Source organism: Rhodopseudomonas parapalustris (assembly GCF_053772255.1).
In genome coordinates this window covers 51,551-73,315 of sequence record NZ_JAMKBZ010000013.1, presented here as the reverse complement: position 1 = coordinate 73,315, position 21,765 = coordinate 51,551, and the positions used below count along the sequence as shown (strand labels likewise).

General features: G+C 64.4%; 24 protein-coding genes and 1 pseudogene. 7 read left to right on the top strand and 18 right to left on the bottom strand.

The features are described from left to right. Nucleotides 1-238: 238 nt before the first annotated feature. The 4 genes from acpS to rpoZ form a co-directional block, all read right to left on the bottom strand. Nucleotides 239-679 (bottom strand): holo-ACP synthase, encoded by a 441-nt coding sequence (gene acpS / locus M9H71_RS13420; protein ID WP_455405476.1) that lies wholly within the window; start codon nucleotides 677-679, stop codon nucleotides 239-241. Further along, nucleotides 676-1,440 carry a pyridoxine 5'-phosphate synthase gene (locus M9H71_RS13415; protein ID WP_455405475.1) on the bottom strand — a complete coding sequence of 255 codons (765 nt, stop codon included), beginning with the start codon at nucleotides 1,438-1,440 and terminating at the stop codon, nucleotides 676-678. Before M9H71_RS13415 ends, acpS begins: the two co-directional genes overlap by 4 nt. A 147-nt stretch (nucleotides 1,441-1,587) precedes the next feature. Beyond that, nucleotides 1,588-3,870 carry a RelA/SpoT family protein gene (locus M9H71_RS13410; RefSeq protein ID WP_455405474.1) on the bottom strand — a complete coding sequence of 761 codons (2,283 nt, stop codon included), beginning with the start codon at nucleotides 3,868-3,870 and terminating at the stop codon, nucleotides 1,588-1,590. A 267-nt stretch (nucleotides 3,871-4,137) separates the two neighbouring features. Then, the gene (rpoZ, locus tag M9H71_RS13405; protein ID WP_455405473.1) at nucleotides 4,138-4,530 is read right to left on the bottom strand and encodes a DNA-directed RNA polymerase subunit omega; all 393 of its coding nucleotides are present in this window, start codon (nucleotides 4,528-4,530) and stop codon (nucleotides 4,138-4,140) included. 344 nt (nucleotides 4,531-4,874) lie between these two features. Between rpoZ and M9H71_RS13400 the strand changes: the two genes are divergently transcribed. Both M9H71_RS13400 and M9H71_RS13395 read left to right on the top strand, forming a co-directional pair. Continuing rightward, nucleotides 4,875-5,516: a LabA-like NYN domain-containing protein gene (locus tag M9H71_RS13400; protein ID WP_455405472.1), complete on the top strand. Its 642-nt coding sequence runs from the start codon at nucleotides 4,875-4,877 to the stop codon at nucleotides 5,514-5,516. A gap of 4 nt (nucleotides 5,517-5,520) precedes the next feature. Beyond that, nucleotides 5,521-6,195: a uracil-DNA glycosylase gene (locus tag M9H71_RS13395; RefSeq protein WP_455405471.1), complete on the top strand. Its 675-nt coding sequence runs from the start codon at nucleotides 5,521-5,523 to the stop codon at nucleotides 6,193-6,195. Between the two features lie 104 nt (nucleotides 6,196-6,299). Here the strand turns inward: M9H71_RS13395 and M9H71_RS13390 are convergent, their stop codons facing one another. The 6 genes from M9H71_RS13390 to M9H71_RS13365 form a co-directional block, all read right to left on the bottom strand. Continuing rightward, nucleotides 6,300-6,878 carry a peroxiredoxin gene (locus M9H71_RS13390; protein WP_455405470.1) on the bottom strand — a complete coding sequence of 193 codons (579 nt, stop codon included), beginning with the start codon at nucleotides 6,876-6,878 and terminating at the stop codon, nucleotides 6,300-6,302. Nucleotides 6,879-6,901: 23 nt separating this feature from the next. Continuing rightward, nucleotides 6,902-7,375: an SsrA-binding protein SmpB gene (smpB, locus tag M9H71_RS13385; protein ID WP_164601410.1), complete on the bottom strand. Its 474-nt coding sequence runs from the start codon at nucleotides 7,373-7,375 to the stop codon at nucleotides 6,902-6,904. 34 nt (nucleotides 7,376-7,409) lie between these two features. Continuing rightward, complete coding sequence (gene mscL / locus M9H71_RS13380) at nucleotides 7,410-7,889, bottom strand: large conductance mechanosensitive channel protein MscL (RefSeq protein WP_455405469.1); 480 nt, start codon at nucleotides 7,887-7,889, stop codon at nucleotides 7,410-7,412. A gap of 9 nt (nucleotides 7,890-7,898) precedes the next feature. Next, entirely contained in the window at nucleotides 7,899-8,789 is an 891-nt protein-coding gene (dapA, locus tag M9H71_RS13375) for a 4-hydroxy-tetrahydrodipicolinate synthase (RefSeq protein WP_455405468.1), read from the bottom strand. 131 nt (nucleotides 8,790-8,920) lie between these two features. Next, on the bottom strand, nucleotides 8,921-9,328 hold the full coding sequence (locus M9H71_RS13370; protein WP_455405467.1) for a (R)-mandelonitrile lyase: 408 nt from the start codon (nucleotides 9,326-9,328) through the stop codon (nucleotides 8,921-8,923). A gap of 11 nt (nucleotides 9,329-9,339) precedes the next feature. Then, complete coding sequence (locus M9H71_RS13365; protein WP_455405466.1) at nucleotides 9,340-10,053, bottom strand: ribonuclease activity regulator RraA; 714 nt, start codon at nucleotides 10,051-10,053, stop codon at nucleotides 9,340-9,342. 221 nt (nucleotides 10,054-10,274) lie between these two features. Here M9H71_RS13365 and pxpB point away from each other — a divergent pair, with 221 nt between their 5' ends. The 3 genes and pseudogenes from pxpB to M9H71_RS13350 all read left to right on the top strand — a co-directional run. Further along, entirely contained in the window at nucleotides 10,275-11,003 is a 729-nt protein-coding gene (gene pxpB / locus M9H71_RS13360) for a 5-oxoprolinase subunit PxpB (protein ID WP_455405465.1), read from the top strand. Next, on the top strand, nucleotides 11,000-12,010 hold the full coding sequence (locus M9H71_RS13355) for a 5-oxoprolinase subunit C family protein (protein ID WP_455405464.1): 1,011 nt from the start codon (nucleotides 11,000-11,002) through the stop codon (nucleotides 12,008-12,010). Before pxpB ends, M9H71_RS13355 begins: the two co-directional genes overlap by 4 nt. Before the next feature lie 27 nt (nucleotides 12,011-12,037). Further along, nucleotides 12,038-12,796, top strand: a pseudogene (locus M9H71_RS13350) (LamB/YcsF family protein); the annotation flags it as partial. A gap of 20 nt (nucleotides 12,797-12,816) precedes the next feature. Here the strand turns inward: M9H71_RS13350 and M9H71_RS13345 are convergent. Genes M9H71_RS13345 through M9H71_RS13330 form a run of 4 tightly spaced genes read right to left on the bottom strand, consistent with a single transcriptional unit; the run spans nucleotide 12,817 to nucleotide 16,332 of the window. Further along, nucleotides 12,817-13,668 carry an alpha/beta hydrolase gene (locus tag M9H71_RS13345; protein WP_455405463.1) on the bottom strand — a complete coding sequence of 284 codons (852 nt, stop codon included), beginning with the start codon at nucleotides 13,666-13,668 and terminating at the stop codon, nucleotides 12,817-12,819. A gap of 1 nt (nucleotide 13,669) precedes the next feature. Then, the gene (locus M9H71_RS13340) at nucleotides 13,670-14,488 is read right to left on the bottom strand and encodes an ABC transporter ATP-binding protein (RefSeq protein ID WP_455405462.1); all 819 of its coding nucleotides are present in this window, start codon (nucleotides 14,486-14,488) and stop codon (nucleotides 13,670-13,672) included. Then, complete coding sequence (locus tag M9H71_RS13335; RefSeq protein WP_455405461.1) at nucleotides 14,481-15,368, bottom strand: ABC transporter permease; 888 nt, start codon at nucleotides 15,366-15,368, stop codon at nucleotides 14,481-14,483. The genes M9H71_RS13340 and M9H71_RS13335 overlap by 8 nt, the downstream gene beginning before the upstream one ends. A gap of 7 nt (nucleotides 15,369-15,375) precedes the next feature. Then, a complete protein-coding gene (locus tag M9H71_RS13330) occupies nucleotides 15,376-16,332 on the bottom strand; it encodes an ABC transporter substrate-binding protein (protein WP_455405460.1) in 957 nt (318 codons plus the stop codon). A gap of 103 nt (nucleotides 16,333-16,435) precedes the next feature. Between M9H71_RS13330 and M9H71_RS13325 the strand changes: the two genes are divergently transcribed. Further along, entirely contained in the window at nucleotides 16,436-17,350 is a 915-nt protein-coding gene (locus M9H71_RS13325; RefSeq protein WP_455405459.1) for a LysR substrate-binding domain-containing protein, read from the top strand. 10 nt (nucleotides 17,351-17,360) lie between these two features. Here M9H71_RS13325 and M9H71_RS13320 read toward each other — a convergent pair whose 3' ends face one another. Further along, nucleotides 17,361-17,483, bottom strand: a complete 123-nt coding sequence (locus tag M9H71_RS13320; RefSeq protein ID WP_455405458.1) for a hypothetical protein — start codon at nucleotides 17,481-17,483, stop codon at nucleotides 17,361-17,363. 258 nt (nucleotides 17,484-17,741) lie between these two features. Here M9H71_RS13320 and rimO point away from each other — a divergent pair, with 258 nt between their 5' ends. After that, nucleotides 17,742-19,067 (top strand): 30S ribosomal protein S12 methylthiotransferase RimO, encoded by a 1,326-nt coding sequence (rimO, locus tag M9H71_RS13315; RefSeq protein ID WP_455405457.1) that lies wholly within the window; start codon nucleotides 17,742-17,744, stop codon nucleotides 19,065-19,067. Between the two features lie 157 nt (nucleotides 19,068-19,224). Here rimO and M9H71_RS13310 read toward each other — a convergent pair whose 3' ends face one another. The 3 genes from M9H71_RS13310 to pcsA all read right to left on the bottom strand — a co-directional run bounded on the left by M9H71_RS13310 (nucleotide 19,225) and on the right by pcsA (nucleotide 21,739). Further along, nucleotides 19,225-20,199, bottom strand: coding sequence for a quinone oxidoreductase family protein (locus M9H71_RS13310; protein ID WP_455405456.1), 975 nt, complete (start codon nucleotides 20,197-20,199; stop codon nucleotides 19,225-19,227). 86 nt (nucleotides 20,200-20,285) lie between these two features. Beyond that, on the bottom strand, nucleotides 20,286-21,008 hold the full coding sequence (locus M9H71_RS13305) for a TerC family protein (RefSeq protein ID WP_455405455.1): 723 nt from the start codon (nucleotides 21,006-21,008) through the stop codon (nucleotides 20,286-20,288). Next, nucleotides 21,005-21,739, bottom strand: coding sequence for a phosphatidylcholine synthase (gene pcsA / locus M9H71_RS13300; RefSeq protein ID WP_455405454.1), 735 nt, complete (start codon nucleotides 21,737-21,739; stop codon nucleotides 21,005-21,007). The genes M9H71_RS13305 and pcsA overlap by 4 nt, the downstream gene beginning before the upstream one ends. Nucleotides 21,740-21,765: the final 26 nt, after the last annotated feature.

Genomic DNA, 21,765 nt, shown 5'->3' with positions numbered 1-21,765 from the left:
TTCCCGATTCCCGTCGCGGGGAAGCCGCGCGGTGGACGATTGGACTGGTGTGGAGCGTACCCTGGCGGAGGGCGAGACGTGGGCCGCGGCGGCGGACACCGCCACGACCGGCGCTCGTTCGCCGAAGATCCGACCCCTCTGGGGATTCCGCGCGGTTGTAGACTGTTGTCGCGACCGGTGCAATCAAACGTCGCGGCTTCGCGGGCTAATGCTATGACGAATCAGCCGCTTTTCGGGCTCAGGAAGGCGTCCCCCCAAGCCCTTCGACGACCGCCGGAACCGCCGAGATCACCACGAAAGCCTGGGCGAGCGGCCATTCGTCGGTGATCGACAGATCGATCCGCGCCACCATCCCCTCAGGCGTCAGCGCGTCGAGCCGGGCCTTGGCGCCTCCGGTCAGCATCATGGTCGGCCGGCCGCCGGGCAGATTGACCACCCCCATGTCGCGCCACCACACCCCTTGCCGGATTCCGGTGCCGAGCGCCTTGGAGCACGCTTCTTTCGCGGCAAAGCGCTTGGCGTAGGTCGCGGCGACCAGTTCGGCCTTTTTGGCGCGCCGCTCGGCCTTCGCCCGTTCGGCTTCGGTGAACACCCGATCGAGGAAGCGCTCGCCGTGGCGCTCCATCACCTTGGCAATCCGGGTGATGTCGATCAGATCGGAGCCGATGCCGATAATCATGCGGCGGCCGCCTTGGCGCGGCCCCGCTCCATCGCGGCCCGCATCGCCCGCACGGTCTCGCCGAGGCCGACGAACAGCGCCTCGCCGATCATGTAGAAGCCGATGTTGAGTTCGACGATCTCCGGCAGCGCCGAAATGGTTTCGGCGGTGGCATAATCGAGGCCGTGGCCGGCGTGAACCTCGAGCCCGGCCGAACGCGCCAGCGCGGCGCCCTTGATGACGCGCTGCCATTCGGCCGACGCTTTTGCAGTGTCGCCGTCATTGATCGCGTCGCACCAGGCGCCGGTGTGGATTTCGATCGCCGGAGCCTTCAACTTCGCGGCCATTTCGATCTGCGCCGGATCAGCGGCGATGAAGAGCGAAGCGCGGATGCCGGCGTCGTTGAAACGCGCGATTGCGGGGCCGAGCGAAGCCTGCTGCCCCACCACGTCGAGACCGCCCTCGGTCGTGAGCTCTTCGCGCCGCTCCGGCACCAGACACACCGCATGCGGCTTCACACCAAGCGCGATCCGAACCATTTCGTCGGTCGCGGCCATTTCAAAGTTGAGCGGCTTGGAGATCTCCGCCTTCAGCAGCTGCATGTCGGCGTCGCGGATGTGGCGGCGATCCTCGCGCAAATGCGCAGTGATGCCGTCGGCGCCGGCCTCGATCGCCGCGAACGCGGCGCGCAACGGATCAGGATGGCGGCCGCCGCGCGCGTTTCGCAGCGTGGCGATGTGATCGATGTTGACGCCGAGACGCAGCGGAGGAGCTTTGGACATTACCGTGAACCGAAAGACCTGGTGTGGACATCACTCGTCATTGCAAGGAGCGAAGCGACGACCATCAAGTTCAGTGATCGTTGTGCTGGATTGGTTCGCTTCGTTCGCAATGACAAACATACTAACTGACTCGTCTGACCTCTGGCCTCAGCCGTTGACCCGCTCGACGTGAGCGACGACGTCCTTGGCGCGCAACTGGGCGATGATGGCGCTGAGGTGCTTCAGGTCATAGACCTCGAGATCGATGGTGAGCTCGGTGAAATCCGGCGAGCGCCGGCTCATGTTGATGTTGTCGATGTTGCCGTCGTGCTCGGCGATGACACCAGCGATCTGCGCGAGGCTGCCGGGCTCGTTGACGTTCTGCACGAACAGCCGCGCCGGGAAGCGCTGCGGCGTGCTGTCATCGATGTCCCACTTCACGTCGAGCCAACGCTCCGGCTCTTCCTCGAACTCCGTCAAGGCCGGCGACTGGATCGGATAGATCGTAATGCCCTCGCCCGGCGTGACGATACCGACGATGCGGTCCCCCGGCACCGCGCCGCCATTCGGCGCGAACTTCACCGGCAGGCCGGAATGCAGACCGCCGATCGGAATCACAGGGCTGACCTTGCCCGTTTCGATCGGTTTGCCGACGGCCTTATCGGGCGCATCTTTTTTGCCGCCGAACCGGGCGATACGCTCTTCCTTGTAGTCCGGATACATCGCCCGGGCGACATCGGACGCTTTCATTTCGCCGCGGCCGACCGAAGCCATGACGTCCTCGACCGAAGCGCGAGCCAGCCGCGGCAGCGCGCCTTTTAGCTTGTCGTCGGCGTAGTCGATCTTGGCGCGGGCGAACAGGCGCTCGACGATGCGGCGGCCGAGGCCGGCGTATTGATCGCGCATCGCCACGCGGGTCGCACGGCGGATCGCGGCTCTCGCCTTGCCGGTGCGCGCCAGCGATTCCCACGCCGCCGGCGGTGCCGACTGCACCGGCGAGGTCAGCACTTCGACCTCGTCGCCGTTCTGCAATTCCGACGACAGCGGCGCGAACTTGCCGTTGATCTTGCAGCCCACGGCGCTGTTGCCGACGTCGGTATGCACCGCATAGGCGAAGTCGACCACATTGGCTTTGCGCGGCAGCGCGATCAGCTTGCCCTTCGGGGTGAAGCAGAACACCTGATCGTGGAACAGTTCGAGCTTGGTGTGCTCGAGGAACTCCTCGGGGTTCGAACTCTCCGACAGCATCTCGATGGTGTGGCGGAGCCAGGCGAACGCGTTGGACTCGCGGTTCAGCAGCTCGGTCGGCGAGCCGGCACCGTCCTTGTAGAACGCATGCGCGGCAATGCCGTATTCGGCGATCTGATTCATCTCGCGGGTGCGGAACTGGAGCTCGACGCGCTGCTGGCCGGGGCCGATCACCGTGGTGTGCAACGAGCGATAATCGTTCTGCTTCGGCGTCGAGATGTAGTCCTTGAACCGGCCCGGCACCATCGGCCAGGTCGTGTGCACGACGCCGAGCGCACGATAGCAAGCTTCGACGTTATCCAGCACGACGCGAAAGCCGTAGATGTCGGAAAGCTGTTCGAAGCCTACCGACTTCCGCTCCATCTTGGTCCAGATCGAAAACGGCCGCTTGCGCCGCCCGGTGACCTCCGCAGTAATCCCGTGGCGGGCGAGATTGGCAGAAAGCTGGCTTTCGATCTCGCCGATCAGATTCCGGTTACGCTCGGCGAGCGCATCCAGCCGCTGCATCACGACCGTAAAGGCTTCCGGATCGAGGCTGCGGAACGACAGATCCTCGAGCTCCTCGCGCATCTCCTGCATGCCCATGCGGCCTGCGAGCGGCGCGTAGATGTCGAGCGTCTCCTCGGCGATACGCTGGCGTGCCGCAGGCGGCACGAACTCCAGGGTCCGCATGTTGTGCAATCGGTCAGCCAGCTTGATCAGCAGCACGCGGACGTCGTCGGCGATCGCCAGCAGCAGCTTGCGCAGGTTTTCCGCCTGCTTGGCCTCGCGCGACACCAGCTCGAGCCGCTTCAGCTTGGTCAGGCCCTCGACCAGCGCACCGATCTCCGGACCGAACATGGTGTCGATCTCGGTCCGGGTCGCCTCGGTATCCTCGATGGTGTCGTGCAACAGCGCCGCGACGATGGTGGCATCGTCGAGCTTGAGGTTGGTCAGAATCGCCGCGACCTCGAGGGGATGGGAGAAATACGGATCGCCCGAGGCGCGCGTCTGCTCGCCGTGCGCCATCATGGCGTAGACATAGGCCCGATTGAGCAGATCTTCGTCTGTGTTCGGGTTGTAAGACCTGACCCGCTCAACCAGATCATACTGCCGCATCATCCGGGCGCGCGACCGGGGCTTGGCGGCGGCAGCCGGCTCGGCAACAACGGCCGCGCCGCCGGCCTGCTCCATCTGCTTCGAACTCTGGCGTCCTGACGCCATTTCACAAACCTCTATTGCACCGCGGCAAGACTGGAGCTTACCGCGGCCGTCGCTTTGCCGTTGTCTGACGGGTTTAGGACTTGTGCCACGAAAGGAACCCGAACAGCCAGAAAAAACCGCGATTTCGGCAGAGTTTAGGTCAATGCAGCAATGCGGCATGACAACGCTGCCAGCCGGTCCGAGAGATCGTCCCATAACAAAACGGCCCGGAGAGGATCCGGGCCGTTTGACTTCGTATCACGGAAATTTGTCGGGGCAAAAGACCCCTTATTCGTCTTCTTCGGGCTGCTCTTCGGGGGGCGCCAAGCCCTCCAGGCCCTTCAGCAGCTCTTCCTCGGTCATCCGTTCCATGGCGACCTCGGTATCGTCGGCATCGACGCTGGCACCCGCGGAACCGATCAGCGGAACGGTATCCTGCTCCGGCTCATCGACCTCGACGAACTTCTGCAGCGAATGCACCAGCTCTTCTTTGAGATCTTCCGGCGAGATCGTCTCATCGGCAATTTCGCGAAGCGAAACAACCGGATTCTTGTCGTTGTCGCGATCGATCGTGAGCGGCGAGCCGGACGAAATCATGCGGGCGCGATGGGCGGCCAACAGAACCAGGTCGAACCGGTTGTCGACCTTGTCGATGCAATCTTCCACGGTGACGCGCGCCATGGCCAGTCGCTCCGTTAATAGGATCAAAATCGGGGTTAGACCGCTACCTATAGGGCGTAGCCAGCTTTCGCAAGCAGCAATTTGTCATTTGGACGAACGCAGCCACTCTGATAATGCACCGAACCATCCGTGAGGGCCGATCGTCGCCCTGCTCGGACGAACACGAGTCCGACAACAAATGGCTTCTTTTCAGAAAGAAAAGTATAGAATACCGGCCGATGCTTCGTGCGGTTGAAGTGATGCCGGTTGCCCAGCGCGACGGCTATTCGTGCAAAAAATAACTTAAGCTGCGCAGCTCTTTCCGTTGCGCCAAGAAGCTGACAACAGACACATGAGAGATCTTGATGTCCACTTCCTCCAGTAACAAGATTGCGCTGTTCATCGACGGTGCCAACCTTTACGCAACCGCAAAGACCCTCGGCTTCGACATCGACTACAAGCGGCTGCTGAAGGAATTTCAAAGCCGCGGCAATTTGATCCGCGCCTTTTACTACACCGCGATCATCGAGGATCAGGAATACTCGTCGATCCGCCCGCTGATCGACTGGCTGGATTACAACGGCTACACCGTCGTCACCAAGGCGACCAAAGAGTTCATCGACGCCTCCGGCCGCCGCAAGGTCAAGGGCAACATGGACATTGAACTCGCGGTCGATGCCATGGAACTGGCCGAACACATCGACCAGATGGTGCTGTTCTCGGGCGACGGCGACTTCCGCTCGCTGGTGGAAGCGGTCCAGCGTCGCGGCGTCCGCGTCACTGTGATCTCGACGATCTCCAGCCAGCCGCCGATGATCGCCGACGAACTACGCCGGCAGGCCGATATCTTCACCGACCTGGTCGAGCTGCAATCGAAGATCGGCCGCGACCCGGCCGATCGTCCGCCGCCGCGGGAACCGCGCGAGCCCCGCCATCATGCACCGCAGTTCCTGCAGCGTTCCGCCGCCTTGGCGACGCGAGCCGGGGCCGACGACTTCGAAGACTGATCCCATGGCGACGACGACGCGGGGCGCGTTGCCCCGCGTCCCGACCTCCCTCACCGACCCAGGCCGCGACTGCCCGCTCTGCCCGCGTCTCGCCGAATTCCGCGGCGAAGCCCGTGCGCGAGAACCGGGATGGTTCAACGCGCCCGTGCCGTCGTTCGGCGGCGCCGACGCGTCGTTGCTGATCGTCGGCCTCGCGCCCGGCCTGCAAGGCGCAAACCGCACCGGACGGCCGTTCACGGGCGATTACGCGGGCGACCTGCTCTACAGCACCCTCATCGCCTACGGATTCGCCAGCGGCCATTACCAAGCGCGGCCCGACGACGGCCTGCAACTGATCGATTGCCGGATCAGCAACGCGGTGCGCTGCGTACCGCCCCAGAACAAACCGCTGCCGCTCGAAATCAACACTTGCCGCCGTTTTCTGATCGCGACGATCGAGGCGATGCCGAAGCTGCGCGCCGTGGTGCTGCTCGGACGGATCGCTCACGACTCGGTGTTGAAGGCGCTCGGCCTCCGTGCCGCGCAGGCCCCGTTCGGCCATGGCGCCGTTCACGAGAGCGGCAGCTTGCGCCTCTACGACAGCTACCACTGCTCGCGCTACAACACGAACACAGGCGTGTTGACGCCGCAGATGTTCCACAACGTGTTCTCACGGGTGCGGGCGGATCTGGACGCGTAGTTAGAACGGCCAGGACTTCGTCACTGCGCGCGAAGCGCTCCTGGACCCTATGTGACGCGCAGGTCGTCGCCATGCTGCACGCAATGACGGGGATGGATCTGCGCTCAGCGTCGATTCGCCTTCAGCCATTCCAGCACATCACCGGCGTTCCGATCCGGCGGGAATACCGGATAGAAGACGTGGCTGATACGACCGTCATCGATGACCAGCGCCATTCGCTTGATCAACGTCATCCCTGCGATCGGCATCGTCGGCAGGTTCATAGCGCGGGTCAGTTCGAGAGCCTCATCTGAGAGCACCGCGAAAGGCAGGTGCAGCCGGCTCGCCATCTCTGCCTGATACGCGGTGGACTGCGTCGACAAACCGAACACATGATCGGCTCCAGCGGCCTTCAGTTCGGCAAACAGGTCTCGAAACGCACACGTCTGCGGCGTGCAGCCGCGCGCGCCAGGGATCATGTCCCAGTCGTCGACCGGCGCGATCTTGCCGGGCTCTCCGGTCCGCGGATAGGCGAACACCACGGTGCGTCCCGTCAGCGCGGCCAGAGTGACACGGCCGCCATCGGTGGCCGGCAGCACCGCTGGAGGAAGCGCTGAGCCGGGCAGATGTGCGGCTCCGCCGTCGTCCGCCGGCGCCGGAATCGCGCTCCAATCGACATCCATGATGTTGGGCTGGTTCGCCATCCGATCCTCCGGTCGACTGCCGCTCAGCCGCGCGCGCGCAGCAGACGGCCCTTCTCGCGATTCCAGTCGCGCTTCTTTTCCGTCTCACGCTTGTCGTGCAGCTTCTTGCCCTTGGCGAGCGCGAGCTGCAGCTTGGCCCGACCGCGCTCGTTGAAATACAGCTTGAGCGGAATCAGCGTCATGCCTTCGCGCTCGACGGCACCGATCAGCTTGTTGATCTGCTTGCGGTGGAGCAGCAGTTTGCGCGGTCGCTTTGGCTCGTGATTGAAGCGGTTGGCCTGCAGATATTCCGGAATATTGGCGTTGATCAGCCAGATCTCGCTGCCGCGCGCGTCCGCATACGACTCTGCGATCGTGGTCTTGCCGTTGCGGATCGACTTGACCTCGGTGCCGGTCAACGCGATGCCGGCCTCGATGGTGTCGTCGATCGCGTAGTTGAAGCGCGCCTTGCGATTCTCCGCCACGACCTTGATCGGGCGTTCGTTCTTGTCGGCCATGTCGGCGGCTCCTGTGACGCGACGCCGTTGTGGTCTAAGCCGACGGGCCGGCGCCCTTCTTCAACAAATCCCTGATCTCGGTCAGAAGCTCTTCCTGCCGGGTCGGGGTCGGCGGCGGCGGTTTGGCTTCCTCCGCCTTCTGCTTCAGCCTGTTCAGCGAGCGGATCACCGCGAACAGCACCGCCGCGATGATCAGGAAGTTCAGCGTCACCGTGAGGAAGTTGCCCCAGGCGAGCACCGCGCCCTGCTTCTTGGCCTCGGCCAGGGTATTGGCCGTGATGGTTTTCGACAGCGGCGTGAAATAGTTCGAGAAATCCAATCCGCCGGTCAACGCACCGATGATCGGCATGATCACATCGCCGACCAGCGATGTGACGATGCCGCCGAACGCTGCACCGATGATGACGCCGACCGCGAGGTCGACGACGTTGCCCTTCATCGCGAAATCGCGAAACTCCTTCAGGAGCCTCGAGCCTTTCTGCTCGAGGTTACGGACGGACTCGATGCTGCTCATGCGCCCCTGTCAGTTGATCACCCCCGCGTGCACCATCGCAGCACGGATCGCTTTGCCGGTCGGTTCAGTCACCGTCATCAGCGGCAGCCGGACTTCCTCCTGAATGCGCCCGAGCAGGGTCAGTCCGTGCTTGGCGCCGGCCACGCCCGGCTCCTTGAACACCGCGTCGTGGAGCGGCACCAGACGGTCCTGAATCTTGAGCGCGCCGGGATAGTCGCCAGCGAACACCGCTCCCATCAGGTCCGAGCACAGCTTCGGCGCGATGTTCGACACCACCGAGATGCAGCCGTGGCCGCCCGCCGCCATATAGGCCAGCGCGGTCATGTCCTCGCCTGAAAGCTGGATGAAATCCGGGCCCATCGCATGGCGCTGCTGCGACACCCGGCCGAGATTGGCGGTCGCGTCCTTCACCCCGACGATGTTGTCCAGCTCGTACAGTCGGCTCATGGTATCGATCGACATGTCGACGACCGAGCGCGGCGGAATGTTGTAGATGATGATCGGAATCCCGATCGCATCGTTCACCGCCTTGAAGTGCTGGTACATGCCTTCCTGAGTCGGCTTGTTGTAATACGGCGTCACCACCAGGACGGCATCGGCACCGGCTTTCTCGGCGTGGCGGGCGAGTTCGACGGCTTCGCGAGTCGAGTTCGAACCGGCGCCAGCGATCACCGGCACGCGGCCTTTCGCTTCCTCGATGCACCAATCGACCACCTTGTGGTGTTCTTCGTGGCTCAAGGTCGGGCTCTCGCCGGTGGTTCCGACCGGCACCAGTCCGTGGGTGCCCTGCTCGATCTGCCAGTTCACCAGGTTGCGGAACGCCTGCTCGTCGAGCGCGCCATTTTTGAACGGCGTGACCAAGGCGGTGTACGACCCCCGAAATTTCGTCTTGGCTGCCATCATGTTCTCCTCAACGCCCGCCACCTTGCAACGAAGCGCCCTTCATATCGAGTCCCTTCCGGACGGGAAAGGGTCCCATCGGCTGAGAAACCGGCGGTTTTGAGATTTCGGATTGCTCGGGGCCGTCCGCGTCAGGCAGTGGGCGCGACGGCGTATTCCGCGTCCGTGACCAGCTCCATCCAGGTCGCAAAACTGCCGTCGAGCGCTTCCTGCATCGCAATATGGGTCATGCCATTGCTCGGCGACGCGCCGTGCCAGTGCTTCTCGCCCGGCGGAATCCAAACCACGTCACCGGCTCGGATCTCCCGCACCGGACCGCCTTCGGTCTGAATCCGTCCCACACCGGTCACGACATACAACGTCTGCCCGAGCGGATGGGTGTGCCAGGCGGTCCGTGCCCCGGGCTCGAACGCCACCCGGGTTGCGGCCAGCCGCGCTGGCGCCGGTGCGGCAACGATCGGGTCCTGCCACACGGTCCCAGTGAAATAGTCCTTCGGCGCCCGCTGGGTGGGGCGCGAGCCGGCCGCGAAGATATCCATCGACAGGCTCCTTACGCTTTATCGGCCTTCTGCTTGAACGCAGCGTACCGCGCTTTGGTTTCGGCGTTCATCGGATACAGCCCGGGCAGCACGGCACCGTTGTTCACCTCCTCGACGATCCAGCCCTCCATCCGCTCCTGCTCCGGCCCCTCGGCAAGCACATGGTCGAGCAGCGCCTGCGGGATCAACACGGCGCCGTCCTGGTCGGCGACGATGATGTCCTTCGGGAACACCGCGACGCCGCCGCAACCGATCGGCTGGTCCCAGCCGACGAAGGTCAGACCGGCCACCGACGGCGGCGCAGCCGCGCCGTCGCACCACACCGGCAGGCCGGTGCCGAGCACGCCCTCGAGGTCACGGACCACGCCGTCGGTGATCAGCGCAGTGATCCCGCGTTTGACCATCCGCGCGCACAGGATGTCACCGAAGATGCCGGCGTCCTTGATGCCCATGGCGTCGACCACGGCGATGCAGCCTTCCGGCATCGCCTCGATTGCCGCACGAGTCGAGATCGGCGAGGCCCAGGACTCGGGCGTTGCCAGATCCTCGCGCGCCGGCACGAAGCGCAGCGTGAACGCCTCACCGACCAACCGCGTCGCACCGGGGCGCAGCGGCCGCGCGCCGCGGATCCAGACGTTGCGGAGCCCCTTCTTCAGCAGCACCGTGGTGATGGTCGCGGTCGAAACGCGCGACAGGATGTCGATGGCTTCCGGGGTCAGTGACATGAAGAGAGAGCTCCAGTGAGTGTGGGCGCATCTTGCGGGCCGCGCCTGCCGCGTCAAGACGCAACCCTGCGATCAGCAGGATGGCTTGGCGCATGGCGATCATTGCATTTTATCACCCCCGAGGGCGCCGGTTTATCGACGCTCACGCTCGTTTCGAAGTGATTTTCACCCGCGCCGAAAACGCGCTATCGCTGCCTGGAGCTTTGTGAGATCGTCGTTACATGACCACCCTACCTCCCAGGATGCTGCCGAGTGGTGATACCGCGATCACCGTCGAGTTCGGCCGCGATATCAGCGACGAGTCCAACCGGCGCGTGCTCGCGCTCGACCGCAAGCTGACGCAGACGCCGATTTCCGGCATCGTCGAGACCGTCCCAACCTATCGTTCACTGCTGGTGCACTACGATCCCGAAACCATCGGCTTCGCAGCGCTGTCCGAACACCTCGCGACGCTCGCACAGTCGGCCGACGACAGCGAGAATGCCGCCAAGAGACATTGGCGGATTCCGGTGTGCTACGGCGGCGAACACGGCATCGATCTGGAAGATGCCGCGCAGACTTTGAACATGACTCCCGATGCGCTGGTCGCCCGCCACGCCGCGGGCAACTACCGTGTCGCGATGATCGGCTTCACGCCCGGTTGGTCGTATCTCTCCGGCCTCGATCCAGCGCTGGCGATGCCACGGCGGCAAGCGCCACGGCTGCACACGCCGGCCGGCACGATCTCGGTGGGCGGCATCCAGACCGGGATCCAGTGTTTGCCCGGACCGAGCGGTTGGCACCTGCTCGGCCGCACACCGGTGCGGACCTATCAGTTGCATCGCGAGCCGATCTTTCTGCTCGAACCGGGCGATACGATCAGCTTCGCGAGGATCGACGAGAGAGAATTTGCCGAGCGAGACGACGCCGCGTCCCGGGGACACGTCGTCGCGGAATTGTTGAGCGCATGACGATACTGGTGATCGACAGCATAGGCCCGGCCACCTCCGTGCAGGATGCAGGGCGGCATGGTGCGCAGCGCTACGGTTTGACGCCGAGCGGCGCAATGGACCGGCTCTCGCTCGCAGCATCCAATGTGCTGGTCGGCAACGATCCGTTCGCGGCAGCGATCGAAGTCGGGCCACTGGGCGCGAAACTCAGCGTCCGCGACGGCGCGGTGCGGCTGGCGCTGACGGGAGCCGAACGGCCTGCAGCGCTGGATGGAGCGCCGCTCGCATTCAACGAATCATTCGTCCTCAGCGAAGGCCAGGTCCTCACGCTCGGCGTGGCGCGCGGCGGCGTGTTCAGCTATCTGGCCATCGAAGGCGGCGTCAGCGGCGAGCCGATGTTCGGCAGCCTCGCAGTCAACGCGCGCGCAGGGCTCGGCAGCCCTTATCCACGAACGCTGCAGGCCGGCGACACCATCGCGGTCAAATCGGCGACGCCGGCGGTCGAACGCCGCCTCGATCTGCCCGAGCAGCTCGATGCGCCGATCCGCGTCGTCCTCGGTCCGCAGGACGATGAGTTCGGCAGTGCGGTGGAAACCTTCCTTTCCGGCGAATGGACCATCTCGGCGACCAGCGACCGGATGGGTTATCGGCTCGAGGGGCCGCAGATCCCGCATCTGCACGGCCACAACATCGTCTCCGACGGCACCGTCGATGGCAGCATTCAGGTGCCCGGCTCTGGCCAGCCGATCGTGCTGATGCCCGATCGCGGCACCAGCGGCGGCTATCCGAAGATCGCCACCGTGATCTCAGCCGATCTCGGCCGGTTAGCGCAGCGGCAACCCGGGCGCCCCTTCCGCTTTCAGGCGGTAAGCGTCGAAGACGCACAAGCTGCTTATCGCGCGATGGCCAAGCTGATCCGCTCCCTGCCCGACCTGCTGCGCGAGGCGCAGCATGCCGCCATCGACCTCGACGCGCTGCTCTCCGCCAACGTCGCCGGCACCGCGATCGACGCGCTGACGGCGGAGTAATCGAATCAGACTACGGGACTAAGCGAGATGAAGATCGATCTGAACTGCGACCTCGGCGAAGGCTTTGGCGTCTGGCAGATGGGTGACGATGCGGCGATGATGCAGATCGCCACCAGCGTCAACATCGCCTGCGGCTTTCACGCCGGCGATCCGGATATCATGCACGCGACCGTCAAACTGGCGAAGCAGAACGGCGTCGCGATCGGCGCGCATCCGGGCTTCCGCGACCTGCACGGCTTCGGCCGCCGGCCGGTGCCGGGGATCACTTCGGCCGAGATCGAAAACCTCGTCGCCTATCAGATCGGTGCGCTGCAGGCGGTCGCGGCGCTGGCCGGCCACAAGGTGACCCACGTCAAGGCACACGGCGCGCTGTCCAACGTCGCCTGCGAAGACGACATGACCGCGCGCGCCATCGCGTCGGCGATCAAGGCCGTCGATCGGTCACTGGTGTTCGTCGTGCTGGCAAACTCCAAACTCATGCTGGCGGGCGAAGCCGCCGGCCTGCCGCTGGCGCACGAAGTGTTCGCCGATCGGGCCTACGAGGACGACGGCAATCTGGTGTCGCGCAAGAAGCCCGGCGCGGTGCTGCACGACCCCGATGAAATTGCCGAACGCGTGCTGCGAATGGCGCAGGACGGCGCCGTCGTCTCGGTCACCGGCAAGGTGATCAAGATGCGGACCGACACGGTGTGCATCCATGGCGATACCAAAGGCGCGGTCGAGATCGCGCGCGGCGTCCGCCGCAAGCTGGAAGCCAGCGGCATCGCCGTCGCGCCCTTTGCGGGACCTGACGCCTGCGGCCGGCGCTACGCCCCGGCCAGCGCCAACAACTCCGCCGTCAGTGCGCCATCGCCGCTCCATTCATCCAGAATAGAGAAGTGGTGATGCCGCGGCAGGATTCTCAGAGTGATGGGCAATCCTGCCCGCGCGGCGACGTTGGAATAATCCAGCGACTGCCGCTGCAATTCCGGCAATTCGTCGCCGCCGACCACCAGCGACTGTGGCGCCGTGCCAAGACGGGTGCGCCGGATCGGGCTCAAGATCTCGATCTCCTGCCGGTCGAGGCCTAGCGCCTCGTCGAGATAGCAGAGCGCAATCGGCTCGAGATCGAAGATGCCGCTGATGCACACCGCGCCTCGGACTGCGGAATGCGCACTGGCCACCGACGCCAGATGCCCGCCCGCGGACCAGCCGCTGACCACCAGCCTGCGCCGGTCGAAGCCGAAGCGCTCGGTGTCGGCAGCGAGCACGTCGAGCGCCAGATCGACCTCGGCGACGATGTTCGACAGCCGCGCCGCGGGCGCCAGCGTGTAGCCGACCACGGCGACATCGATGCCGTGCGCGTTGGCGCCATCGGCAACGAAGGAGAACATCTCCTTCGAATTGCGCTGCCAATAGCCGCCGTGCAGAAACACGAGCAGCGGTGCGCCCGTTTCGCCCGAGGCAAAATAGTCGAGCGAAGTTCGCTCGCGATCCGCATACGGGATATCGAGCCGCACCCCTGGACCGGCGCGGCGGACGGCGCTGCGCTCGCGCCAGCGCTCCAGCCATTGCGGGCTGTCGACCACTGCCGCGCTGTTGTTGTAGGCGGCATCGAGCGCCGCGCGATCCATCCCGCGATAGATCGTTCGCGAGGCATCAGGGGCTGACAGGTCCACTTCAGGAATCCGCCGTCGCTGCAACCTTGCGGCCTGCGCCGACATGGCTGGTCAGTTGCTGCGTGATGCTGCGCCGAAGCCTGTTGAACTCGACCGACGCCACGTCGCGCGGCCGCGGCAGCTCGATCTCGACGTCTTGATCGATCCGGCCCGGTGACGAACTCATCACCACGACGCGATCGGCGAGCAGGACAGCTTCCTCCACCGAATGGGTGACGAAGATCACCGTCAGTTTGGTGGTGCGCCAGATCTCGATCAGTTCTTCCTGCAGCGCTGCGCGAGTCAGCGCATCGAGCGCGCCGAACGGTTCGTCCATCAACAGGATGTCGGCGTCGTTGGCGAGAACCCGCGCGATTGCCACCCGCTGCTTCATGCCGCCGGAGAGCTGGTGCGGATAACGGTCGGCAAACGCGGTCAGGCCGACCATCGCCATGAATCTGTCGGTCAGCTTCTCCACTTCCTGCGACGCGACGCGGCGATTGCTTGGGCCGAACCCGATGTTCTGCCGCACAGTCAGCCAGGGAAACAGCGCGTAGTCCTGAAACACCATGCCGCGGTCGGGGCCAGGTCCCCTCACCTCGCAGCCGTAGACCGCAACCGAACCCTGTGTCGCCTCCTCGAACCCGGCGATGATCCGCAGCAACGTCGACTTGCCGCAGCCGGACGCGCCGAGCAGGCAGATGAACTCGCCCTTGCGCACGGTCAGATCGACGCTGCGCAGCGCTTCGACCGGGCCGTTCGAGGCCTGATAGACTTTGTTGAGACCGCTCACCTCGAGGATGACCGGCGGCGCATCGCGATTGGTCGTTGCATCAAGCATGGTGCTGCGGACTCCAACGCAGGAAGTAGTTGCTGAGCATCACCAGGATTCGATCGGACAGGAAACCAGTGATACCGATGATGATCATTCCGGTGATGACGAGGTCGGTGCGCGACAGCGTGCGTCCGTCCATGATCACCGCGCCGAGCCCTTCGGGCACGCCGGTCATCTCGCCGACGACGATCAAGATCCAGGCGAACGACGCGCCGAGCCGGAGGCCGTTGAAGATGCTCGGCAGTGCCGCCGGCAGCACCACCGCTCGAAACAGTTGCGGCCCGCTGCAGCCGAGCATGCCGGCCGCCTCGAACAACCTCGCATCGACCGACTTCACGCCGAACACGGTGTTGAGCAGGATCGGATAGAACGCGCCGAGGAACACCAGAAACACCGCCGATTTCGGTCCCAGCCCGAAGAAGATCATCGACAGCGGCAGCCAGGCCGTCACCGGGATCGGCCGCAGCAGCGACAGCATCGGATCGAGCATCGCCCGCAGCAGCGGAATCCGGCCGAGCATCAGGCCGAGCGGGATTCCGAGCAGCGCAGCAAGGAAGAACCCGCCATAGACCCGCTGCACGGACTTCCAGAAGTGGATCGGGAGGCTGCCGCTGTAGGCGTCGTCGTAGATCCCGCCGAACGCGAAATCCCACATCATCACCGCCACACCGAATGGCGACGGGATCAGACGTGTTCCGGTCCAGCGGACCATCAGGTCCCATAGAACCAGCAGGCTGACCGGCACCACCAGCGCGAGCGCGATCGTGCGCAGACGCGGCCAGAGTCCGTTCGCGCGATGGGCGCTGCCGCGCGCGAGCGCGGCAGCAGGCTTCTTGGCGGGCGGTGCAGTCACGGCCGGGCCGGCAACGGTGCTCTCGTAGCTCATCGGCCCCTCACGATCCGGAGATGGCCTTGACGAAGCTCGGATCGATGAACGACTTGTAGTCGGGCAACTGCCGGATCTGCTTCTTTTCCAGCATCTGCGTGCCGTAGTAGTTCGCCTGCTTCAGAAACTTGTCGTCGATATTCCAGGTCAGCTCGACATTGGGAGCGGCCTTCTCGATCGACAGCTTCTGCTGCCCGAGTTTCTGCATCGCCATCTCGACGAAGGCATCGCGATTGCTCATCGCGTATTCGCTCGCCTTGCGATGCACCTTGAGCAAAGTGCGGACCAGCTCCGGGTCCTTCTCGATCAGTTCGCGGCGGGTGGTCAGCACCATGTTCAGCGAGCCGGTCGGGGTGGAGTACGGATATTCGACGATCTTGCCGACGCCGCTGGCGAGGCTGATGCCGGCCGCCGGCTCGGCGCCGACATAGGCGTCGATGTCGCCGCGGGCGAGCGCCGGCGCCATGTCGCTGAACGACACGCGGACCGATTGGATGTCCTTGACGGTCATGCCTTCGGCGGCGAGCCGATCGAGGATCACCACTTCCTGGGTCGATCCCGGCCAGATCGCCACCCGCTTGCCCTTCAGGTCCTTGATGCTGTTGATGCCGGAGTCCTTGCCGGCCACCACCGCCATGCCACGGTTGCAAGCCGCGCCGATCACCACGACGGGCTCGCCGTTGGCGCCACCCAGCGTTGCGGCCGCAAGGCCGAAGATGCCGAAATCGACCGAGCCGGTAACCACGGCGTTCTTGCCGTCGGTCGGGCTCTCGAACGGAACCACCACGAACTTGTATCCGGCCGGCGCGAACTTCTCGTAGAAATACGGGGTGATGCCGTGAATGAGCTTCAGCGTCCCGACCTTGATGACGCGCTCCTCCGCAGACGCGGTCAGCGCGGTCGAAACGAGCGCGGTCGCGGCGATCGCGAGGCGGATGAAGTGTCGTCTGGTGGTTCTGTGCATGGCTTCCTCGCTGATGATCCCGGCGAGATCCACTGTAGTTGCGACGCAATAACTTGCGAAATTTATTGTTTATATCGATTTTATAAGCGCGCTAAATAGAACCATGCTCGCACCGCTCGACCTCCGCCTCCTGCAAACCTTCATCGTCCTGGTTCAGACCGGCAGTTTCTCCGAGACGTCACGCCGGCTGGGCCGAACCCAACCTGCCGTCAGCCTGCAGCTCAACCGCCTCGAGGAGGCGACCGGCGCCCCGCTGTTCACCAAGGTCGGGCGCAAACTGGTGCTGACCAATCATGGCGAGCTGGTGCTCGGCTATGCCCGCACCATCATGGGGCTGCAGGACGAACTGCGCGCACGCCTCGCTGCGCCAAAACTCGACGGCTCCGTGGTCCTGGGCATGCCCGACCTCTACGCGGCCTATCTACTACCTGGAATTCTCTCTGATTTCCGGAGCGCCTATCCCAACGTCGACGTCGAATTGAAATGCGCGCTGTCGAGCAAGCTGATGGCCTCCGTCGAGCGCGCCGAGATCGACCTGGCGATCGTCACCGGCATGCCGGCGTTCAAGGTCGGAGAGCTGGTGGCCCAGGAGGATCTGGTCTGGGTGACGTCGGAGCGCGGTTCGATCCACCTTGAAAACCCGGTGCCGTTGGCGATGCTGCCGCCGGGAAACATCTTTCGCGACTATGGGCTGATGGCCCTTGAGAGCATCGGCCGAACCTGGCGGCTGAGCTGCATCAGCGAGAGCATCAGCGGAATTCAAGCCGCCGTCTTCGCCGGCATTGCGGTGAGTGTCGTTGGAAAAAGCTCCGTGCTGCCGGGGATGCGCGTCCTTGGCCGCGGCGACACGTTTCCAGGACTGCCGAAGGTCGATCTCGTGCTGTATCGTTCAGCGCGGAGCGCCAGTCCCGTGGCCGAGGCGCTCGCCAGCGTCATCGTCCGCCATTTCGCCAATTCGGCACTGGCGCCGACCTCAAGGGTGGTCCGCACCCAAGCCGGCAGCGGCTCGCACGATTAGCGAAGCGCCGTCACGGCAACCGCAACTGCGGGGCGGCGACCACGATCGCGGCAATCAGGCCGAACGCCGCTCCGAACATCACCAGATGCACATTAGCCAGGAAGGACGGCCAGATTCGATCGCGTCGGATCATCGTCGCTGATGGGCTGTGCCGTCGCATTGGTCTGTCTCCCGGTTCCTGACGAGCCAAGAAAAGCCCGAACGCCTCGGGTGGCAAGGCGGCCAGCGAAATAACAACGCATCCGCCGTTCGGGTCCCGGAACCTGGAAAAAACCTCTCTTCCGGAACCGGATGGAGGGCAGCTATTCTCGAAGCTAAGACCCTGCCCGCCTTGCCAGCATCGCCGATCCGGTTTAGCTCCTGCAGCATTCCAATCAGGCAGTTTCGAGCCATGCAGCAGGCCGCCGCGCCCAAAATCAGTTTTGTCTCGCTGGGTTGCCCCAAGGCCCTGGTCGATTCTGAGCGCATCATCACCCGGCTGCGGGCCGAGGGTTACGAACTGGCGCGCAAGCACGACGGCGCCGACCTCGTCATCGTCAACACCTGCGGCTTCCTCGACAGTGCCAAGCAGGAATCGCTGGCTGCGATCGGCGAAGCGATGGCGAGCAATGGCAAGGTGATCGTCACCGGCTGCATGGGCGCCGAGCCGGAGCAGATCGAAGCCGCCTATCCCGGCGTGCTGTCGATCACCGGCCCACAGCAATACGAGAGCGTGCTCGACGCCGTGCATCGCGCCCGGCCGGCGCTGCACAACCCGCATCTCGATCTGGTGCCGCCGCAGGGCATCCGGCTGACGCCCCGACATTACGCTTACTTGAAAATCTCCGAAGGCTGCAACAACCGCTGCAGCTTCTGCATCATCCCGAAACTGCGGGGCGACCTGGCATCACGCACGGCCGCCGACGTCCTCCGCGAAGCGGAGAAACTGGTCGCCGCCGGCGTCAAAGAGCTGCTGGTGATCTCGCAGGATACTTCTGCCTACGGCGTCGATGTGAAGTACGCGGAGAGCCAGTGGAAGGATCGCACCGTCCGCGCCAAATTCCTCGACCTGGCCAGCGAGCTCGGCGAACTGGGCGCATGGGTGAGGCTGCACTACGTCTATCCGTACCCGCACGTCGACGAAGTGATCGGCTTGATGGCGGACGGCAAGGTGCTGCCCTATCTCGACATCCCGTTCCAGCACGCCAGCCCCGACGTGCTGAAACTGATGAAGCGCCCGGCCGCTCAGGACAAGACGCTCGACCGGATCAAGCACTGGCGCGAGCAGTGCCCGGATCTGGCGCTGCGCTCGACCTTCATTGTGGGCTTCCCCGGCGAGACCGAGCGCGATTTCGAGTTCCTGCTCGACTGGCTCGACGAAGCAGAAATCGATCGTCTCGGCGCGTTCAAATACGAGCCGGTCGCCGGCGCACCGTCCAATGCCCTGCCCGATCAGATCGCGGACGAGGTCAAGCAGGAGCGCTGGAACAGGCTGATGGCGCGGCAGCAGGCGATCTCTGCGCGCCGACTGAAGCGCAAGGTGGGCACCCGTCAGCAGGTCATTATCGACGAGATCGGCCCAACCGTCGCCAAAGGCCGCTCCAAGGCCGATGCGCCGGAGATCGACGGCGCCGTCTATCTGTCGAGCCGCCGCCCCTTGCGCGTCGGCGAAATCGTCACCGCCAAGATCGACCGCGCCGACGCGTATGATCTACACGGGACGGTGGCGGGGTTCTAAGCAGCAACAGCTGCTACACACACCCGGGTCATCGCCCGGCTTGTCCGGGCGACCCAGTATTCCAGAGAGCTGATTACTTTACACCAGCGCTCTGGAATACTGGACCCTCCGCTTTCGCGGAGGGTGACGGCTCGTTGTGGGGTAATGTTGTGCGACCTTATGGCTTCAAAATCGACGCCCCGGTCGTGACGCGCCCTTCCAGATCGATATGCGCTTTCGCGGCGTCCTTCAACGCGTAGGCGTGGTTGATCGGAACGTGCAGATGCCCCTCGATCACCGCCGAGAACAGCGTGTCGGCGCCTTCGATCAGCTCCTTGCGGGTGCTGATGTAGTCGTTGAGCTTCGGCCGAGTGGCGAACAGCGAACCGTGATTGTTGAGTTCAGCGAGCGCGAACGGCGGCACCGGACCCGACGCGTTGCCGAACGATACGAAGAGCCCGCGCGGCTTGATGCACTTCAGCGAACCCGGGAACGTCGCCTTGCCGACGCCGTCATAGACCACGTCGCACAATTCGTTACGGCTGATCTGCTTGACCCGCGCCACCCAATCCTCCTCGTTGTAGAGAATGACGTGGTCGCACCCATTGGCGAGCGCGAGATCGGCCTTCGCCTTGGAGCCGACGGTGCCGATCACATGCGCGCCGAGCGCCCGCGCCCATTGGCACGCTAGCAGGCCGATGCCGCCGGCAGCAGCGTGGATCAGCACGCGATGGCCAGGCTCGACCTTGAACGTCTTGTGCAGCAGGTACCACACCGTCAGGCCCTTGAGCATCAGCACCGCGCCCTGCTCGTAGGTGATGTGGTCCGGCAGCTTCACCAGCTTGGCGGCTTCGATGTTGCGCTCGGTTGCATAGCCGCCGAGGTTCGAATAATACGCGACGCGATCACCGGGGTGAAAATTGGTGACGTGGGGGCCGACCGACACCACCTCGCCCGCGCCCTCGTTGCCGATCACGAACGGCAGCGACGGCGCCTTGTACAGGCCGGTGCGGAAATACACGTCGATGAAGTTGAGACCGACCGCGTGCTGGCGGATCCGGACCTCACCATCGCCGGGCGGCGGCAGCTCGACGTCCTCATAGGTCAGGACCTCCGGTCCGCCCACCTGATGCACCCGCACCGCCTTCGTCATCATCGTCCCCTTGGGTCTCGTGTGAGCGTCACCGAAAGCCATCGCCTCTGTGTTGTCAACCGGCGCCGATGCGGCGCCACACAGGGTCAGCGCGGCTGGGCACGGTTACGCTTGGCAAGCACGTTGAAGAACTCGACCGCTGCCGAAAACAGGATGGCGAAGTAAATGTAGCCCCGCGGGATGTGGAAGGCGAAGCCGTCCGCCACCAGCGCCACGCCGATCAGCACTAGGAACGCCAGCGCCAACATCTTGGTGGTCGGATGTTCGGTGACGAATCGCGACACAGGACCGGACGACACATACATCACCGCCATCGCGATCAGGACTGCCGCAACCATGATCTCGATGTCCTGCGCCATGCCGATCGCGGTGATGATCGAGTCGATCGAGAACACCAGGTCGACAACCACGATCTGCAAGATCACCCAAAAGAAGGCACGATCGGCGGCCGAAGGCCCGGTCCCGTCGTGCTTGGCTTCGACCTCGGCGTGAATCTCGTGCGTGGCTTTGGCGATCAGAAACAGCCCGCCCAGGATCAGGATGATGTCACGCCAGGAGAACGCCTTGTCGGCGACGCTGAACACCGGCGTGGTCAGACCGATCAGCCATACCAGCACGCTGAGCAGCAGGAGGCGGAACAGCAGCGCCAATCCCAGGCCGATCTGCCGCGCGCGCGTCGCCCGCGGCTCGGGAATCCGAGACACCAGCACAGACAGGAAGATGACGTTGTCGATGCCGAGCACGATTTCGAGCGCCGTCAGGGTGAGCAGCGCGGCCCAGGCTTCGGGACTGTACAACAATTCAATCATCGGGGGGCTCGTTTGAATAAGCGGATGACACTATCGGCGAAACAAACGTACAGCGCGATCGCGCACAGAACGATCGTCACCGGGAGCGCGACCTCGAAGTCGCGGACGATCGCATATGCAGCCAGCACCGCCCACAGCGCGATCAGCGACAGCGTCAGCGCGCGCAGCCGCGCCACGCGCACCGGATGCACGACGCGAAACGGCACGAAGGTGAGCACGATCAAGGCGGCAATCCCGAGACTGCCGGCGAGCGCCGGCGGGTGCAGCAGAAACAAATAGAACGCTGCGGCGTTCCAAAGCGCCGGAAAGCCGCGGAAGTGATTGTCCTCGGTCTTCATCCGGCGATCGGCGAAGTACATCGCCGAACTGATCACGATGCCGACGCCGAGCAGCGGGGCTGCAATCGGCAATAGCAGGCCACTGGCGGTGATCGCATAGGCCGGCACGAACACGTAGGTGAGGAAGTCGACCACCAGATCGAGCACGTCGCCCGACCATTGCGGCTGCAGCCGCGCGACGTCCAGGCGCCGCGCCAGCGGGCCGTCGATCGCATCGACCAGCAGCGCGAGCCCGAGCCAGGCGAACATTCCGGCCCAATGCTGGCGGACCGCTTCGAGCAGAGCGAGCAGCGCGATCGCAGCCCCGGCAGCCGTGAACAGGTGCACGCCGAGCGCAGCGGCGCGGCGTGAGCCCGATCCGGGCGGCGGTTGCGAAGGGTCCTGCGGTGTCATCGAACGTCGTGCATATCAGGTCGGAC

What these genes read in the sequence shown, in the direction of transcription:
- mscL (WP_455405469.1), bottom strand. Translation starts at nt 7,889, where the DNA reads ATGAGCAGCATCGAGTCCGTCCGTAACCTCGAGCAGAAAGGCTCGAGG.
- M9H71_RS13305 (WP_455405455.1), bottom strand. Translation starts at nt 21,008, where the DNA reads ATGATTGAATTGTTGTACAGTCCCGAAGCCTGGGCCGCGCTGCTCACC.
- M9H71_RS13320 (WP_455405458.1), bottom strand. Translation starts at nt 17,483, where the DNA reads ATGATCCGACGCGATCGAATCTGGCCGTCCTTCCTGGCTAATGTGCAT.
- M9H71_RS13340 (WP_455405462.1), bottom strand. Translation starts at nt 14,488, where the DNA reads ATGCTTGATGCAACGACCAATCGCGATGCGCCGCCGGTCATCCTCGAG.
- M9H71_RS13365 (WP_455405466.1), bottom strand. Translation starts at nt 10,053, where the DNA reads ATGTCACTGACCCCGGAAGCCATCGACATCCTGTCGCGCGTTTCGACC.
- M9H71_RS13330 (WP_455405460.1), bottom strand. Translation starts at nt 16,332, where the DNA reads ATGCACAGAACCACCAGACGACACTTCATCCGCCTCGCGATCGCCGCG.
- rpoZ (WP_455405473.1), bottom strand. Translation starts at nt 4,530, where the DNA reads ATGGCGCGCGTCACCGTGGAAGATTGCATCGACAAGGTCGACAACCGG.
- acpS (WP_455405476.1), bottom strand. Translation starts at nt 679, where the DNA reads ATGATTATCGGCATCGGCTCCGATCTGATCGACATCACCCGGATTGCC.
- M9H71_RS13325 (WP_455405459.1), top strand. Translation starts at nt 16,436, where the DNA reads ATGCTCGCACCGCTCGACCTCCGCCTCCTGCAAACCTTCATCGTCCTG.
- M9H71_RS13400 (WP_455405472.1), top strand. Translation starts at nt 4,875, where the DNA reads ATGTCCACTTCCTCCAGTAACAAGATTGCGCTGTTCATCGACGGTGCC.
- pxpB (WP_455405465.1), top strand. Translation starts at nt 10,275, where the DNA reads ATGACCACCCTACCTCCCAGGATGCTGCCGAGTGGTGATACCGCGATC.
- dapA (WP_455405468.1), bottom strand. Translation starts at nt 8,789, where the DNA reads ATGGCAGCCAAGACGAAATTTCGGGGGTCGTACACCGCCTTGGTCACG.
- M9H71_RS13370 (WP_455405467.1), bottom strand. Translation starts at nt 9,328, where the DNA reads ATGGATATCTTCGCGGCCGGCTCGCGCCCCACCCAGCGGGCGCCGAAG.
- smpB (WP_164601410.1), bottom strand. Translation starts at nt 7,375, where the DNA reads ATGGCCGACAAGAACGAACGCCCGATCAAGGTCGTGGCGGAGAATCGC.
- rimO (WP_455405457.1), top strand. Translation starts at nt 17,742, where the DNA reads ATGCAGCAGGCCGCCGCGCCCAAAATCAGTTTTGTCTCGCTGGGTTGC.
- M9H71_RS13415 (WP_455405475.1), bottom strand. Translation starts at nt 1,440, where the DNA reads ATGTCCAAAGCTCCTCCGCTGCGTCTCGGCGTCAACATCGATCACATC.
- M9H71_RS13410 (WP_455405474.1), bottom strand. Translation starts at nt 3,870, where the DNA reads ATGGCGTCAGGACGCCAGAGTTCGAAGCAGATGGAGCAGGCCGGCGGC.
- pcsA (WP_455405454.1), bottom strand. Translation starts at nt 21,739, where the DNA reads ATGACACCGCAGGACCCTTCGCAACCGCCGCCCGGATCGGGCTCACGC.
- M9H71_RS13310 (WP_455405456.1), bottom strand. Translation starts at nt 20,199, where the DNA reads ATGACGAAGGCGGTGCGGGTGCATCAGGTGGGCGGACCGGAGGTCCTG.
- M9H71_RS13335 (WP_455405461.1), bottom strand. Translation starts at nt 15,368, where the DNA reads ATGAGCTACGAGAGCACCGTTGCCGGCCCGGCCGTGACTGCACCGCCC.
- M9H71_RS13390 (WP_455405470.1), bottom strand. Translation starts at nt 6,878, where the DNA reads ATGGCGAACCAGCCCAACATCATGGATGTCGATTGGAGCGCGATTCCG.
- M9H71_RS13395 (WP_455405471.1), top strand. Translation starts at nt 5,521, where the DNA reads ATGGCGACGACGACGCGGGGCGCGTTGCCCCGCGTCCCGACCTCCCTC.
- M9H71_RS13355 (WP_455405464.1), top strand. Translation starts at nt 11,000, where the DNA reads ATGACGATACTGGTGATCGACAGCATAGGCCCGGCCACCTCCGTGCAG.